The organism is Pseudomonas sp. MWU16-30317 (assembly GCF_020515695.1).
GTDB lineage: Bacteria > Pseudomonadota > Gammaproteobacteria > Pseudomonadales > Pseudomonadaceae > Aquipseudomonas.
Map to the genome: position 1 here is coordinate 157,020 of NZ_JAIWJA010000009.1, position 16,277 is coordinate 173,296.

Sequence of the window (16,277 nt, forward strand, 5' to 3'; positions counted from 1 at the left end):
ATCGCTGTGCCAGCAGGGCAGCGCCAATCTGTGCTAGGTTGTTGCGATCAATTATCAGCTGAGGGCGTATCCCATGAGCTCGACACCTTTGAATGCAGTCGCTGAAGGCTACGGGCCGGTCAAGGCAGTGATCTTCGACATGGACGGGCTGCTGCTCGACACCGAGGGCGTGTACACCGAAGTCACGCAGATCATCGCTGATCGCTACGGTCGCACCTTTGACTGGAGCATCAAGCAGAACACCATCGGTCTTGGGGCCGGTGACCTGTCGAAGTACATCGTCAGCGCACTGGACTTGCCACTCAGCCCCGAGGAGTTCATGGAGGCTCGTGCGCCTTTGATGTACGAGCGTTTCCCCAAGGCCGGCGCTATGCCGGGTGCGGAGGCGCTGGTGCGGCACCTCAAGGCCCACGGTATCCCGGTAGCGGTAGGCACCAGCTCTTCGCTGCACTATTTCGATCTGAAGATCACCCGCCATCGTGAGTGGTTCGCGCTGTTCGATACCATCGTCACGGCGGACGACCCGCAGGTAGGCGCGGCCAAACCCGCGCCGGACATCTTTCTGGTCGCCGCCGAGCGCCTGGGCGTGGACCCGGCCGATTGTCTGGTGTTCGAGGATTCACCCTTCGGCATCACCGCCGCCAAGGCCGCTGGCATGTTCGCCCTTGCCGTACCCGACTCGGCGATGCCTGCCAGCAAATACACCCACGCCGACGGCTTGTTGCCCAGCCTCGAGGCATTTGTGCCGCAAGCTTGGGGGTTGCCGGCGCGTTGACGAGAAACGTCAGGCCTGGCGTTCATCCCTTGCAGTCACACCGCCAGCAACGCCGCCAGCTCTCGCTCCAGCTCCGCCTCATCGCCCAGGTTAAGCTCGATCAAGCGCCGCAGGTGGCTGATTGAATCCACGTCGATATGGCTGCAGTGAAAGCCCAGCTGGTTGTGGTCGTCGTGTACCAACTCGACTTCCATGACGACGGGGGTGTCGTCGTTCAGGTGGATGTTGGCGGTAAACGCCTGCTGGGGGTCACCTTCCCAAGGCTGCGGCTTTTCTATCAGCAGCCCTTTGAGGGACAGGTCCAGCAGTTTCACCGACCAACTGTGGCCGGCCTGGCTCAGTTCGGTCTTGGCGTCGAATGCAATGCGTACGAAGCGCCGACGTTCGGCGTGGGTGTCAGTCATGATCGATCTCTCCTGGGTTGCCTGACTATAGCTCAGCGCGCCGAAGGCGATGGCGAACCGGTCGACAATCCGCACCTGCGACCCATAAAAATATCCATGCCACGCCTCTAGGACGAACGTGGGGGTGCTCTTTGGCGTAACTCTGGCTAAACTCGAATGGCTGGTTTCCGTATCCCCTAGCTGGAACTAAAACATGAAAAATAATAATAGTCTGCTACGCCATCTGCCATGGCTCGTAGTGGCAGTCATAGGAGCGGGCGCATTGGGTGTCGTTGCCCTGCGCCGAGGTGAACCGATCAACGCTTTATGGATCGTGGTGGCATCTGTCGCGATCTACCTGATCGCTTACCGTTACTACAGCCTGTTCATCGCCACCAAGGTGATGCAGCTCGACCCTAACCGCGCCACGCCGGCGGTGGTCAACAATGATGGACTCGATTACGTCCCGACCAACAAACACATCCTGTTCGGCCATCACTTCGCCGCGATCGCGGGTGCAGGCCCGTTGGTCGGCCCGGTACTGGCGGCGCAAATGGGCTATCTGCCCGGCACGCTGTGGCTGATCGCCGGCGTGGTGCTCGCGGGGGCGGTGCAGGACTTCATGGTCCTGTTCCTCTCCACCCGTCGCGACGGCCGCTCGCTGGGCGACATGGTGCGTGAGGAAATGGGCCGCATCCCTGGCACCATCGCGCTGTTTGGCTGCTTCCTGATCATGATCATCATCCTCGCGGTACTCGCGCTGATCGTGGTCAAGGCGCTGGCCGAGAGCCCTTGGGGCATCTTCACGGTCATGGCGACCATCCCGATCGCGATGTTCATGGGCGTTTACATGCGCTACATCCGCCCTGGCCGCATCGGCGAAATTTCCCTGATTGGCGTGGTGCTGCTGCTGGCGTCCATCTGGGCTGGTGGCCAGATCGCCGCAGATCCGGTGTGGGCCAAGGCTTTCTCGTTCACCGGTATCCAGATCACCTGGATGCTCATCGGCTATGGTTTCGTCGCCGCCGTGCTGCCGGTATGGCTGATCCTCGCGCCACGGGACTACCTGTCGACCTTCCTGAAAATCGGCACCATCATCGCCCTGGCGATCGGCATTCTGGTGACCATGCCCGAGCTCAAAATGCCGGCGCTCACCCAGTTCACCGACGGCACCGGGCCGGTGTGGAAAGGCACGCTGTTCCCCTTCCTGTTCATCACCATCGCCTGTGGCGCGGTATCGGGCTTTCACGCGCTGATCTCGTCGGGTACTACGCCCAAGTTGCTGGATAACGAAGTCAACGCACGTTACATCGGTTACGGCGGCATGCTCATGGAGTCGTTCGTGGCGATCATGGCCATGGTCGCGGCTTCGGTGATCGAGCCTGGCGTGTATTTCGCCATGAACAGCCCAGCCGCCGTGGTGGGTGGTGATGTGGTTGCCGTGGCGACGGCAGTCAGCAACTGGGGCTTCGCCATTACCCCTGAAGCGCTGACGGCGGTCGCCCATGACATTGGCGAAACCACCATTCTGGCCCGCGCCGGTGGCGCGCCGACACTGGCGGTCGGTATCGCGCAGATCCTTCATCAGGTGCTGCCCGGCCAGAACACCATGGCGTTCTGGTACCACTTCGCGATTCTGTTCGAGGCGCTGTTCATCCTGACCGCCGTCGATGCCGGTACCCGTGCCGGGCGCTTCATGCTGCAGGATCTGCTCGGCTCGTTCGTGCCCGCACTCAAGCGTACCGAGTCGTGGGGCGCCAACGTGCTCGCCACTGCCATTTGCGTGGCTTTGTGGGGCTACCTGTTGTATCAAGGCGTGATCGATCCACTGGGCGGCATCAACACCTTGTGGCCGCTGTTCGGTATCTCCAACCAGATGCTGGCCGGTATCGCCCTGATGCTCGGCGCGGTGGTGCTGGTGAAGATGAAGCGTCAGCGCTATGTGTGGGTGCCGCTGGTGCCTGCGGTGTGGCTGTTGATTTGCACCACCACGGCGGGCTTCATCAAACTGTTCGATGCCAGCCCGGCGGTGGGCTTCCTGGCGCTGGCCAAGAAGTACAGCGACGCCCTGGCGGCCGGTCAGGTGATCGCGCCGGCCAAGAGCGTCGAGCAAATGCAGCACGTGATCTTCAACGCGTACACCAACGCGACGTTGACCGGGTTGTTCCTGTTCGTGGTCTTCGCGATTCTGTTCTTCGCGATCAAGGTCGGCGTTGCGGCCTGGGGCAAGAAGGAACGCACCGACAAGGAGGCGCCATTCCAGGCGCAGCCCAATGTGTGATCAACCGAGGGTAGCGCCATGTTCAACGACCTGAGCCGGCTGGGCAAATACCTGGGCCAGGCTGCGCGCCTGATGGTCGGAATGCCTGACTACGACAATTATGTCGAGCACATGCAGACCGAACACCCGGACAAGCCGATGATGAGCTACGAGGCGTTCTTCCGAGAGCGCCAAGAGGCGCGTTACGGCGGCAAGGGCGGGCCCAAGTGCTGTTGACGCGCCGCTAATCCTGTAGCGAGGGGGGGCTTGCCCCCGATTGCGGACTTTCAGTCATCTCAATCTGGCTGATACACCGTCATCGGGGGCAAGCCCCCTCGCTACATACGAGACACACATTTTTGAAGTTGGAGGCAACGTTTGACCCTTCCCATTCCCGTCACCGTCCTCAGCGGCTTCCTCGGCGCCGGCAAGACCACCTTGCTGCGCTACCTGCTACGCGCCGAACACGGGCTGAAAATCGCCGTGATTGAAAACGAATTCAGTGAAACCAGCATCGACACCCACCTGCTGGGCGACGAGCCGGTGCAGGTCATGACCCTCGCAAACGGCTGTGTGTGCTGTACCATCCACACCGACCTGACCAAGGCCCTGTACCTGCTGCTCGAACGACTGGATAACGGCACCATTACCTTTGATCGCCTGGTCATCGAGTGTACTGGTCTGGCCGATCCCGCCCCGGTGGCGCAGACGTTCTTCATCGACGAAGAGCTGCGCGAGCGCTACATCCTCGACGGCATCATCACCTTGGTCGATGCCGCCAACGCCGATACCCATCTGGCCCAGACCATCGCCCAGGCGCAGGTCGGTTTTGCCGACCGCCTGTTGCTGAGCAAGACCGATCTGGTTGCAGCCGATGTCGTCGATGCGCTGAGCGCGCGCCTGACCCGCATCAACCGGCGTGCACCGATCCGTATCGCTCAGCAGGGCGAGATCGACCTCGCCGAGTTGCTGGATGTGCGTGGCTTCAACCTCAATGCCGACCTGGGCGGTGGTCTGAGTCTGCGGCCTGTCGTCGGTACCTCGGCGGACCGTATCTCGAGCCTGGTGCTGCGCACCGAGAAGCCACTGCACATCGATCGCCTCAGCGACTTCATGAACGGCCTCCTGGAAACCTACGGCAAGCAATTGCTGCGCTACAAGGGCGTGCTGAACATCGAAGGGGAATCGCGGCGGCTGGTGTTCCAAGGTGTACTGAAGCTGTATGGCTTCGACTGGGATACCGAGTGGGGTGAAGATGAATCCCGTGAAAGCGTGATGGTGTTCATTGCCGATGAGCTGCCCGAAGCGCATATCCGCCGCTCGTTTGAGGACATGCTCGATGAGATTGAGAGCGAGCCCTGAAGCCTGACGCGATGATTATGTAATGACTGGCAAGTGCCTGGCGCTCCTAGAGTCTTGGTTCATCCAAAGACAAGGTACTCGCCATGAATCTGCATCGTTACCGGGCTGCTATCGGGCTGTCACTGACACTGACTCTCACTGCACCGGCCGTAATTGCCGACCCTCCAGCGCCACGCTTTCTGGATAATGCCGACGGTCTGAATACGCTCTGGAATGGAGTCGGTAAGCTGGAAACTTCCGCCAGTGGGTGTACGGCGTTCCTCATCGATACGCGCAGTGCCGACCACGCTCAAACGCCTGCCTACATACTCACCGCTGGCCACTGCGTCGACAAGTCTCCCTCTAGTGTCATCCTTGATCAGCCCATTGAGGGTACGGTGGTGTTCAATTATTTCAAGGACACCGCTGAAACCCGGACCAGTGTTGCGCTAAGCCAGGTCAAGTGGTCGGCGATGCACGGGGCCGACCTGGCCATTATCGAACTCGACAGCACGCTGGACCAGTTGACCGAGGCGGGGATCAATCCGTTGGCGCTTACGACCAAGCCTGTCGACGGAAGTGAAATGGTAATACTCGGTATCCCTGGTGCAGAAACCCTGCAGTGGGCTGGCTGCAAGTCGGAATGGGCCGGCACCCTTATCGAGGCACCCTGGGTTTGGCGGCACCAGGTCAAGAACAACTGCCGTGGCGTGACCCAAGGGGTGTCTGGTGCCCCTGCTATCGATCCTGCGGGAAACCGCGTGTTCGCCGTGATTGGCACCACCACCGGTGGCAGTTCGGCAGACAGTCGTCAGAACGCGCCCTTTGAGGTTGTGGACGGCGTCGCGCACTGGCGCGACGTCACCAACTACGGCTCGACCGTAGAGCATCTACCCGCCTGCTTTGCCGAAGGGCGCTTTGACAGCACCCGTCAGGGCTGCGGCTTGCAGCCCAGCTTCTCGGTGATTCCCGACGCCGATCAGCCACCTTTGCAGGATATGAAAATGCGTCGGGATGAGCGCGGAGAGCTGATTGCACCCAGCTGGAATTATCGGTTCAGCATCAGCACACCCCATTATCGTTACAAGGCGGTTGGCGACGCCCAGGAGTGCGAAAGCGCAGTGGGCTACAGCCAAGCGCTGGACGCTCAGGACGCGGTGATCGACGATATCCTGCCGGCGCAGACAGGTGTGCACGCGCTGTGTATTTTGGGGGTAGAGTCCGACCAGCAGCGATCCTGGCCAGGCCTGCTACGCAACAGTGTGACGCACGCGGTACAGCTCCACGATCCCAGCCCAGCTCGCTCGCCCCGCATAAGCCATGAGTGGAGCGATGACGGCAAGCTGTTGGTTCTCACTTATGTCTCCCAGCCACACACCACCACCTTGAAACTCAAACGCGGTCTGGCGGGCGAAGTCGACTGCAGTGATGAGGAGGGTTACGTCTTCTTTGATCACAATATAGCGATGGTCCGAGGGTTGGACGAACCACCGCTGCAGTTGTGTGCCTACGGCCTCGATAGCAATGGGGCGCTTTCGGAGCTCAAGGTGCACTCGATTCCGGAGGCCTGACTCGATAACGGATGCATTTTCAATCAGTAACAAAAAGCCCGGCTCACTGAGCCGGGCTTTTCATGTCACATCAACGCGATCAGCCATAAACCGGCAGCTTGGCGCAGATGGCCTTGACCTTCTCGCGCACGGCGTCGATCACCGCTTCGTTACCCAGGTCAGCCAGGATGTCGCAGATCCAGCCGGCCAATTCCTTGCACTCAGCCTCTTTGAAGCCACGGGTGGTGACGGCCGGGGTGCCGAAACGCAGGCCCGAGGTCACGAACGGCGAGCGTGGATCGTTCGGTACGGAGTTCTTGTTGACGGTGATGAAGGCGCGACCCAGGGCGGCGTCGGCATCTTTACCAGAGATGTCCTGCTTGATCAGCGAAAGCAGGAACAGGTGGTTTTGCGTACCGCCCGACACTACGTCGAAGCCGCGCTCGATGAACACGCCAGCCATGGCCTGGGCATTTTTCACCACTTGCTGCTGGTATTCCTTGAACTCAGGCTGCAGCGCCTCTTTGAAGCAGATCGCCTTGGCCGCGATCACGTGCTCCAGCGGGCCGCCCTGGGAGCCAGGGAAAACGGCCGAGTTGAGTTTTTTCTCGATGTCGGCGTTGGCACGGGCCAGGATCAGGCCGCCACGTGGACCGCGCAGGGTCTTGTGGGTAGTGGTGGTCACGACATCGGCGAACGGCACCGGGTTCGGGTACACGCCTGCCGCGACCAGACCAGCCACGTGGGCCATGTCGACGAACAGGTAGGCACCGACCTTGTCGGCGATTTCGCGGAAGCGCGGGAAGTCGAGGATCTGCGAGTAGGCAGAGAAGCCGGCCACGATCATTTTAGGCTTGTGTTCGACCGCCAGGCGCTCGACTTCGTCGTAGTCGATCAGACCATTGCCGTCGATACCGTACTGAATGGCGTTGTACAGCTTGCCCGACGAGCTGACGCTGGCGCCGTGGGTCAGGTGACCGCCGTGGGCCAGACTCATGCCCAGGATGGTATCGCCCGCCTGCAGCAGGGCCAGGTAGACCGCCGAGTTGGCTTGGGAGCCGGCGTGTGGCTGGACGTTGGCGTAATCGGCACCGAACAGTTGCTTGGCGCGATCGATGGCCAGTTGCTCGACCACGTCGACGAACTCGCAGCCGCCGTAATAACGCTTGCCTGGATAGCCTTCAGCGTACTTGTTGGTCAGCACCGAGCCTTGGGCTTCCATGACAGCCGGGCTGGTGTAGTTTTCGGAAGCGATCAGCTCGATGTGCTCTTCCTGGCGCTGGGCTTCTTGCTCCATGGCGGCAAAGAGATCGGCGTCGTACTTGGCAATAGTCAAATCACGGCGGAACATGGCGGTCCTCGAGGATCGGTCAGAAAAGGGGGGCATTCTAACCCATCAAAAGTTATCTGGCATATGAATGCCAATCATCGCTTGGACGAGCGGGATTCATATGGGCTGCATCAGACGACAGATTGGCGGCGCGCCGTTCGCGAGCAAGCTTCGCTCCCACAGTGCCAGCGTTGCGGCGGCGTCCACCCGTGATTCCCAGAGTGCTGACAGATCCGGCGGCGTCCACCTGTGGGAGCGAGGCTTGCCCGCGAAGAGGCCCGCAAGATCACCGCACTCAATCGAACATGAACAACGCATCGTTGCTGAACTGCGCCTCGAACCGATTAGCCGGCATCGGCCTCCCGAACAGATAACCCTGCACCTCATCACAGCCGTGCTCACGCAGGAACTCCAGCTGCTCGTGAGTCTCGACGCCCTCGGCGATCACTGCCAGGTTCAGGCTGTGGGCCATGGCGATGATCGCCCGAGCGATCTGCGCGTCCTGCTCGCCCGACGGCAGGCCATCGACGAACGAACGGTCGATCTTCAGCACGTCGATGGGGAACTGCTTGAGGTAGTTGAGCGACGAATACCCCGTGCCGAAGTCGTCCACCGCAATGCTCAGGCCGAGAAACTTCAAGCTGTCTAGGATCAACATGGCCTCGTTGACCTCGCGCATCAGGATGCTTTCGGTCAGTTCCAGCTCCAGGCAGGCGGGCGGCAGGCCGGTTTCCTTGAGAATAGTGGCGATCCGCGTCCCCAGTTGGCCGTCCGAGAACTGCCGGGCGGAGATATTCACCGAGACCTTTGGCACGCGTACCTTGGCCGCGTGCCAGGCCTTGAGCTGGCGACAGGCTTCGGTGATGACCCAGTCGCCGACATCCACCACCAGGCCAAGCTCTTCGAGCACCGGGATGAAATCCCCGGGTGGCACCAGCCCGCGCCGTGGATGGCGCCAGCGCAGCAGCGCCTCGGCACCGGTCAGGCGCTTGCCGTCGCCGCTGAACTGCGGCTGGTAATACAGCACGAATTCTTCTTGCTCCAGCGCGTGGCGCAGGTCGCTTTCCAGCTCCAGGCGCTCGAGCGCCGTGGCGTTCATGTCGGCCTGGTAGAACTGGAAGTTGTTCTTGCCGCGCTCCTTGGCGTGATACATCGCCGTGTCGGCATTCTTCATCAACTGGCTCAGCTCGTTGCCGTCCTGCGGGCTGAGGGCGATGCCGATACTGGCGGTCACGAAGAACTCGCGGCCTTCGAGCACGAACGGCTTCACCAGGCTGCCGAGGATCTGCTCGGCTACATGAATGGCGCGATTGAGGGCGATTTCGCGGCTGGCGCCGGGTTGCAGCAGCAGGGTGAATTCGTCGCCGCCCATGCGGGCCACGGTATCGTCGTCATCGACGCAGCCCAGCAGGCGCGTGGCCATCTCCTTGAGCATGCGGTCGCCGGCGGCGTGGCCCAAGGAGTCGTTGATCGGCTTGAAACGGTCGAGGTCGAGGAACATCAACACCACCCACGACTTCTGCCGCTCCGCCGATTGCAGGGCGGTGTGCAGGCGGTCCTGGAACAGCGTGCGGTTGGGCAGGTGGGTGAGGGCGTCGTAATAGGCCAGGCGATGAATGCGTTGCTCGCTGGCCTTGCGCTCGCTGATGTCGCTGAAAAAGCACACGTAGCTGGCCAAGTCGCCTTCGTCATCCACCACCGCAGTGATGCCGACCCAGGCGGGGTAATGCTCGCCGCTGCGGCGCTTGAGCCAGACTTCACCCTCCCAACTGCTGCGCTCGTGCAACTGCTTGATGATGTAGGACAGGTGGGCTTCCTGTTGGTCCACCACGGTGAGCATCTTGGGCAATTCGTCGAGGACCTGCGACACCTCGTAGCCGCTCACGCGGGTGAAAGCGTCGTTGGCCTGGACGATATAGCCGGCAGGGTCGGTGATGAGGATCGCCGAGGTCGAGTGCTCGAACACCGTGGCGGCCATGCGCACGTCTTTTTCGGCGCGACGCTGCTGACTGATATCGCGGCCGACGCCCAGGATGCCCTCGAATTGATCGTTTTCGTCCCACACCAGTACCAGGCGCAGTTCGATCGGTATCTTGCGCCCGTCGGCGCGCAGGCAGTCGAACAGGAACAGCTGAGTATGCAGCGTGCGCCGCAGCTCGGCCATCGCCTCGGTCGTCTCGAGCGCGCGATAGAGACGCTCGATCAGCGCTTCGAGGTTCCCCAGCTGCGCCGGGTTGGCGATGATCGCCTGCCAGCCCTGATCGAAGATCGATGCCACGTCGTAGCCGAGCACGGTCTGCACCGACGGGCTGACATAGTTGAGTTGCAGGCGGCTATCGGTGGAGAAGATCACGTCGCTGATGCTTTCGGCCAGCATCCGATAGCGTTTTTCGCTGTCGCGCAGAGACTCGCTGGCCGCCAGTTGCTCGGTGATGTCCTTGGCCACCCCGATGATCCGCGTCACCCGCCCGTTAGCGTCGCGCGCCAGAGTTTGTTCACGAATGTCGAAGCGCCGCCAGCCGCCGTCCAGATGCTGAAAGCGGTATTGCACCTGTAAGGGATTGGCATAGCCCGTATCGCGCTGGTGCTGGCGCAGATTGTGATAGTGGGCAGCGTCATCGGGGTGCAGCAGGGTTTCCCAGAACTGCTCGCCTTTTTCTTCCAGCTCGCCTTTGCGGTAGCCCAGGATCTCGCCCAGGTGGTTGTTGCTGTAGATCTGCGACCGGCTGAGCACGTCGCCCACGTACAGGTGGTCCGGCACGGTGCTGACCACGTTGGACCAGAACCGCTCGCGCTCCACCAGCGAGAGCTCGATCTGCTTGCGGCGGGTATTGTCGCTGAGGCTGAGGATGACCGCGTGGTAGTCGTCGGACTGTTCGGGGAAGCGCACCATGACCCACACGTGTCGATCGGGCCCGTTGGCATCGGTCAGGCGCACTTCGATCTCGACTTCGTGCTGGCGATCGAGCAGCGCTTCGACCACCTGATAGCCCACGCCACGTGAGCTGTCCGATCCCTCCAGCAATTGCCGCCATTGGCCCTGGTTGATATCAGGGCCCAGCAGGCTCACGGCTACCTGGTTGATTTCGGTAATACGCAGCTGTTTCATCAGCAACGGCAGGCGGTCAGGGTGGATGCTCAACCAGCGATCGAGTTCTTCGCGGCGCTTGATGGCAATACCGTGCAAAAAATGCTGGACGTCGCTGAGATCGAGCACGCACAGGGCCACGCCGGTGCCTTCGAAAATATCCTGATAACGCCGGCGCCCGGCCTGCAGCTCGCGCTGGCGGCGGCGCAGGTTGAGCAGAGCGACGCCCGGCAGCAGCGACAGCAGAATCCCTAACAGGCATTTGGCCAGCAACGCCGGTATCAGCGCCCGGCGCGCCTGAGTCTCGTCATACAGGGTGCGCAGCTGCCAGTCGCTGTTGCTCAGCCGCGACATCATCAGGCTCTGCTCATGCTCCTGGGGGGTGAGCTGCGTAGCGGTATGCGGGGTATTGTCCTCGCGACGAATGACCTGGCCGCTCAGGTGATTTTCCAGCAGCCAGTGCTCGGTGCTGGCGCGGCCGGCCTGATGCGTGAGGGTTTCATAGACGCCCGGTTGCAGGCGCAGCAGCCAGCGCGCGCCGTCGTGGCTGGCAGGCTGATTGAGCAGCAGGTAGATCCAGTCACCGTTGGCACTGTTGCTGTAGAAGTAGCTCTGGCCGGCGGTGCGCGCGGCGATGCGGCGGATCTCGTCCTGATCGCCGCTTTGCGCCACGCTGTCGGCGATCACCCGCCCGGCATCGTCGAGCCAGGCCACGCTGTGCAGATCGGGCAGCGCCTGGCGCAGATTGTCGAGCAGAGTGGCCTTGTCGGTAGAGGTCGCCCAGGACGGGTTGCTGAGCATCTGGTTGAGGCCGATCTGGGCATACAGCGCCATGCCGCCATCAACCTGCGCGGTGAGGTCGGTGCTGTAGTCCAGCGCGCGCTGGCGCTGTTCGGCCTGGGTGCGCTGGAATTGGTCGATCAGTTGCCAGAACAACAGCGCCAGCAGCAGCAAGGCGAGCAACGCCAGCGCGCTTTTTATGGAGCCGTGCAGAGATGTGCCAGTTTCCTGGCCTTTGAGGCGCGACGGCGACGGCTGCGGGAACTGGGTCAAGCTGGGTCATCCTGCGATAGGGCGGACTGGGCAGGTGGGGGTCGCACGGGCAAAACTGGCGCCTGCGTGCCACTCACAGATTTTACTATAGGCCGCACGCGCTAATGCCGCCTAGCTTGCCTTGAATTGTGGCAAAGGGCCAGACCCGATGACCGTCAGTTCGTGGCGATTGCGCCATTCTTGACGCAAAGCAGCGTTGCGCAGAGTTTTATAGTGGGGTCAGCATGTTCATCACGGTGTCCAGGGCGTTACGCGTATCGTCCAGTTGCACCAGCGAAGCATGCCGAGCCCCCAGCGCGTCACGGTTCTTGATGGCGGTGAGGATGGCCTTGTGCCGTGGCAAGGTGAGTTCTTGCACGTTGGGCCGCTGGTTAGTGACATTGATCGACTCACGCAGGGGCAGCGAGAGCATGTTGCACATATAAGCGAGCAGATCATTGTGAGTGGCGTCGGCGATGGCGCGATGGAAATCCAGGTCGGCCTGCAGACGCACTTCGTGGGTTTGCGCGCCTTCCATGCGCTGATACGCCTGGGTGATGGTGTCGATATCCGCCTCGGTGGCGGTGTTCGCGGCCATGGCGGCGATTTCCGGTTCGAGCACCCGGCGTACCCCGGCCAAGGTGTTGAAGAACTCGCTGTGGGGCGTCGACTGCATCAGCCAGAACAGCACGTCCGGATCCAGCAGATGCCATTCCGCGCGGGGCCGCACCACGGTGCCGACCCGCGGCTTGGAAGACACCAGGCCCTTGGCGCTGAGCACCCGCGTGGCCTCGCGCAGCACCGGCCGGCTGACCTGGTATTCCTCGCACAGGCTCGACTCCAGCGGCAGCTTGTGTTCAGGCTTGAAGCGCCCGGAAACAATGTGCATGCCTAGCTCCTGGACGATCTGGGCATGCATGCTCTTGCGCGGTTTTGGAGCCTGATAATCCATAGCGAGGGGAGTGTCTCTGGCGAAATACCGGGCATCATAGCATCGCCGTCGGAGGGGATTTCGACGAAAACGCGGCACCCTGTGGGAGCGAGCGCTGCTCGCGAAGGGCGTTTTACTGTGTAAGGGCCGGCCTCTTCGCTCGCAACGTTCGCTCCCACAGGGTTTGATGTGCCTCAGTGAGAATGCCGCGGCACCGCCGAGCCGCGGCACCCGACCAGGAAGTCGAAGTCGCAACCCTGATCGGCCTGCAGCACATGATCGACGTACAAGCGTGCGTAGCCGCTGGAGAAGATGTTGGCGCTGGTGTCCGGTTGCAAATCGCTGAGGCGTGCGGCCAGCTCCGCGTCGCTGATATCCAGATGCAGGCGGCCACCGGCGCAATCGAGCTCGATGAAATCGCCATTGCGCACGGCTGCCAACGGGCCACCGGCGGCTGCTTCCGGGGCGACGTGCAACACCACGGTGCCATAGGCGGTGCCGCTCATGCGCGCATCCGAGATGCGCACCATGTCGCTCACGCCTTTGGCCAGCACCTTGGGCGGCAGGCCCATGTTGCCGACTTCGGCCATACCGGGGTAACCCTTGGGGCCGGCATTCTTGAGCACCAGCACGCAGGTTTCATCGACATCCAGGTCGGGGTCGGCGATGCGGGCCTTGTAGTCGTCGAAATTCTCGAACACCACCGCGCGGCCGCGATGCTGCATCAGTGCCGGGGTCGCCGCCGAGGGCTTGAGCACCGCGCCCCGTGGCGACAGGTTGCCGCGCAGGATACACAGGCCACCGTCGGCGACCAGCGGCTTGTCGAGGGGGCGGATCACTTCGTCGTTGTACTGCGGCGACGCCTGGCAGTTCTTCCACAGGCTCTGACCGTTGGCGGTCAGCGCCTCGGGGTTGGGCAACAGGCCGGCCTCGCCGAGACGACGGATCACCGCCGGCAGGCCGCCCGCGTAGTAGAACTCCTCCATCAAAAAGCGCCCCGAGGGCTGCAGATCGACGATGGTCGGTGTGCCGCGGCCGATGCGGGTCCAGTCTTCGAGGTCGAGCTCGACGCCAATGCGCCCGGCAATGGCCTTGAGGTGGATGACGGCGTTGGTCGAGCCACCGATGGCGGCGTTGATGCGGATAGCGTTCTCGAAGGCCGCCTTGGTGAGGATTTTCGACAGGCGCAGATCTTCGCGGACCATGTCGACGATACGCATGCCCGACAGGTGCGCAAGCACATAGCGGCGCGAGTCCACGGCGGGGATGGCCGCGTTGTGCGGCAACGAGGTGCCCAGCGCTTCGGCCATGCAGGCCATGGTCGAGGCGGTGCCCATGGTGTTGCAGGTGCCGGCCGAGCGCGACATGCCGGCTTCGGCAGAGAGGAACTCGTCCAGGCTGATCTGCCCGCCTTTATAGGCTTCGTGCATTTGCCAGACCACCGTGCCGGAGCCGATGTCCTTGCCGTGGTGCTTGCCGTTGAGCATCGGCCCGCCGGTGACCACGATGGCTGGCACGTCGCAGCTGGCAGCGCCCATCAGCAGGGCAGGGGTGGTCTTGTCGCAACCAGTGAGCAGCACCACGCCGTCGATCGGGTTGCCGCGGATGGCTTCTTCGACATCCATACTGGCGAGGTTGCGGGTGAGCATGGCGGTCGGGCGCAAGTTCGATTCTCCGCTGGAGAACACCGGGAACTCCACCGGAAAGCCGCCGGCCTCGAGCACGCCTTTCTTCACGTGTTCGGCGATCTTGCGGAAGTGGGCGTTGCAGGGGGTCAGCTCTGACCAGGTGTTGCAGATGCCGATGATGGGTTTGCCCTGGAATTCGTGGTCAGGGATCCCTTGGTTTTTCATCCAGCTGCGGTACATGAAGCCGTTCTTGTCGGCGGTACCGAACCATTGCGCGGAGCGAAGCGGAGTCTTTTTGTCGGTCATGGCACGGATCACTCTTATTGTATGACTATATTGGAGAGCTATAGGGTGACTTTACCGGATAAAAAACCGTTTTGAAATGATTGCGGGCTAAATAGTAATACTATATTATCTTTGCACTTGACCCGTGTCGTTGCGGTACGGGTGATGGCCTCTTCGCCGCCGCATGCAAGCTCGCTCCACAGGTTTGACTTAATACCGTGGCTTGGCTTTCGCGCGAATGAGGCCCGTGCTGCCTGACCAGAGTCATGAAGCCTCGCGCAGATCGGCACTGCGAGCGGTCGGTAAAACGCTTCCATCCATTACAAAAATAATTATGGAGAAGACTATGCATCCGGAAGCTCGGATCATTCGCACGCTCACGCTCAGGTTGATCCCCTTCCTGGTGCTGCTATACCTCGTCGCCTACGTCGACCGCTCGGCGGTGGGCTTCGCCAAGCTGCACATGAATACCGATCTCGGTATCAGCGATATCGCCTACGGTTTCGGCGCGGGGCTGTTCTTCATCGGCTATTTCCTTTTCGAAGTCCCCAGCAATCTGTTGCTGGAGCGCTTTGGCGCGCGCCGCTGGTTCGCGCGGATCCTCATCACCTGGGGCGCGATCACGGTAGGGATGGCCTTCGTCCAAGGCTCGCAGAGCTTCTATGTCATGCGGTTTCTGCTGGGCGCGGCAGAGGCGGGATTCTTCCCCGGGGTGCTGTACTACATCACCCGCTGGTTCCCAGTGCGCAACCGCGGCAAGGTGCTGGGGTTCTTCATTCTGTCGCAGCCCCTCGCGCTGCTGGTGACCGGGCCCTTGGCGGGCGGCTTGCTGGGGCTCGATGGGGTGCAAGGGCTGGCCGGTTGGCAGTGGCTGTTCATCGCCATCGGTGCACCGGCCATCGTGCTGGCCTGGCCAACCTTGAAGTTTCTACCTGATACGCCGAAGGATGCACGTTGGCTGCCAGAGGCGGATCGCCAATGGTTGCTGGCTGAACTGGAGAGCGATCGCAAGCAGTACGGTCAGACCGAGCACAGCAACCCGCTGCGCGCGCTGACCGATCGCCGGGTGCTGATCCTGGCGCTGTTGTACCTGCCGGGCACGCTCAGCATCTATGGCTTGAGCATGTGGTTGCCGACTCTGGTGCATCAGTTTGGCGGCAGCGACCTGACCACCGGCTTCGTCTCGGCCATTCCCTATCTGTTCGGCGTGATCGGCTTGTTGCTCGTGCCGCGCAGCTCCGACCGCTTGAACGACCGTTACGGTCACCTCACCGTGCTGTATATGCTGGGCGCACTAGGGCTGTTTCTGAGTGCCTGGTTCGCCTTGCCGAGCCTGCAACTGGCAGCGCTGTGCCTGGCGGCGTTCAGCCTGTTCTCGGTGACGGCGATTTTCTGGATTCTGCCAGGGCGTTTTCTGTCCGGTGCCTCAGCCGCTGCGGGTATCGCCTTGATCAATTCGTTTGGCAACCTGGGCGGCTATATCGGCCCGTTCGGGATCGGCGCCTTGAAGGAGTACACCGGGAGCTTGTCGTCGGGGCTGTATTTTCTGTCGGCGGTAATGCTCAGCGGCGTGGTGCTGACCTGGATCGTCTATGCGCGGCTGGAGAAAAAGGCCGTAGCACCTGTAGCGGCGGGGCTCGCCCCCGATCCGGCCCCCCAGACACCTCGATAGGA

Annotated in this window: 11 protein-coding genes; 6 read left to right on the forward strand and 5 right to left on the reverse strand. The window is 61.8% G+C overall.

From position 1 onward, the window contains the following. The first annotated feature begins 73 nt into the window (after positions 1-73). Positions 74-775, forward strand: a complete 702-nt coding sequence (locus LIX93_RS23045; protein WP_226506373.1) for an HAD-IA family hydrolase — start codon at positions 74-76, stop codon at positions 773-775. A 35-nt stretch (positions 776-810) separates the two neighbouring features. On the opposite strand, the gene LIX93_RS23050 is transcribed toward LIX93_RS23045, so the two are convergent. Continuing rightward, positions 811-1,179 carry a PilZ domain-containing protein gene (locus LIX93_RS23050; RefSeq protein WP_226506374.1) on the reverse strand — a complete coding sequence of 123 codons (369 nt, stop codon included), beginning with the start codon at positions 1,177-1,179 and terminating at the stop codon, positions 811-813. Positions 1,180-1,372: 193 nt separating this feature from the next. On the opposite strand from LIX93_RS23050, the gene LIX93_RS23055 reads away from it, so the two are divergent. From LIX93_RS23055 to LIX93_RS23070, 4 genes are all read left to right on the forward strand, one after another. Further along, positions 1,373-3,439, forward strand: a complete 2,067-nt coding sequence (locus tag LIX93_RS23055; RefSeq protein ID WP_226506375.1) for a carbon starvation CstA family protein — start codon at positions 1,373-1,375, stop codon at positions 3,437-3,439. An 18-nt stretch (positions 3,440-3,457) separates the two neighbouring features. Next, positions 3,458-3,655 (forward strand): YbdD/YjiX family protein, encoded by a 198-nt coding sequence (locus tag LIX93_RS23060; RefSeq protein WP_226506376.1) that lies wholly within the window; start codon positions 3,458-3,460, stop codon positions 3,653-3,655. 141 nt (positions 3,656-3,796) lie between these two features. Continuing rightward, positions 3,797-4,780 carry a GTPase gene (yjiA, locus tag LIX93_RS23065; RefSeq protein WP_226506377.1) on the forward strand — a complete coding sequence of 328 codons (984 nt, stop codon included), beginning with the start codon at positions 3,797-3,799 and terminating at the stop codon, positions 4,778-4,780. A gap of 83 nt (positions 4,781-4,863) precedes the next feature. Beyond that, entirely contained in the window at positions 4,864-6,330 is a 1,467-nt protein-coding gene (locus tag LIX93_RS23070; protein ID WP_226506378.1) for a trypsin-like peptidase domain-containing protein, read from the forward strand. A gap of 79 nt (positions 6,331-6,409) precedes the next feature. Here LIX93_RS23070 and glyA read toward each other — a convergent pair whose 3' ends face one another. From glyA to LIX93_RS23090, 4 genes are all read right to left on the reverse strand, one after another. Beyond that, complete coding sequence (gene glyA, locus LIX93_RS23075; protein ID WP_226506379.1) at positions 6,410-7,660, reverse strand: serine hydroxymethyltransferase; 1,251 nt, start codon at positions 7,658-7,660, stop codon at positions 6,410-6,412. A 274-nt stretch (positions 7,661-7,934) separates the two neighbouring features. Next, the gene (locus tag LIX93_RS23080; RefSeq protein WP_226506380.1) at positions 7,935-11,780 is read right to left on the reverse strand and encodes an EAL domain-containing protein; all 3,846 of its coding nucleotides are present in this window, start codon (positions 11,778-11,780) and stop codon (positions 7,935-7,937) included. A gap of 208 nt (positions 11,781-11,988) precedes the next feature. After that, positions 11,989-12,711 carry a FadR/GntR family transcriptional regulator gene (locus LIX93_RS23085; protein WP_226506381.1) on the reverse strand — a complete coding sequence of 241 codons (723 nt, stop codon included), beginning with the start codon at positions 12,709-12,711 and terminating at the stop codon, positions 11,989-11,991. 173 nt (positions 12,712-12,884) lie between these two features. Next, on the reverse strand, positions 12,885-14,624 hold the full coding sequence (locus tag LIX93_RS23090; protein ID WP_226506382.1) for an IlvD/Edd family dehydratase: 1,740 nt from the start codon (positions 14,622-14,624) through the stop codon (positions 12,885-12,887). A gap of 325 nt (positions 14,625-14,949) precedes the next feature. Here LIX93_RS23090 and LIX93_RS23095 point away from each other — a divergent pair, with 325 nt between their 5' ends. After that, positions 14,950-16,275 carry an MFS transporter gene (locus LIX93_RS23095; protein ID WP_226506383.1) on the forward strand — a complete coding sequence of 442 codons (1,326 nt, stop codon included), beginning with the start codon at positions 14,950-14,952 and terminating at the stop codon, positions 16,273-16,275. Positions 16,276-16,277 lie beyond the last annotated feature (2 nt).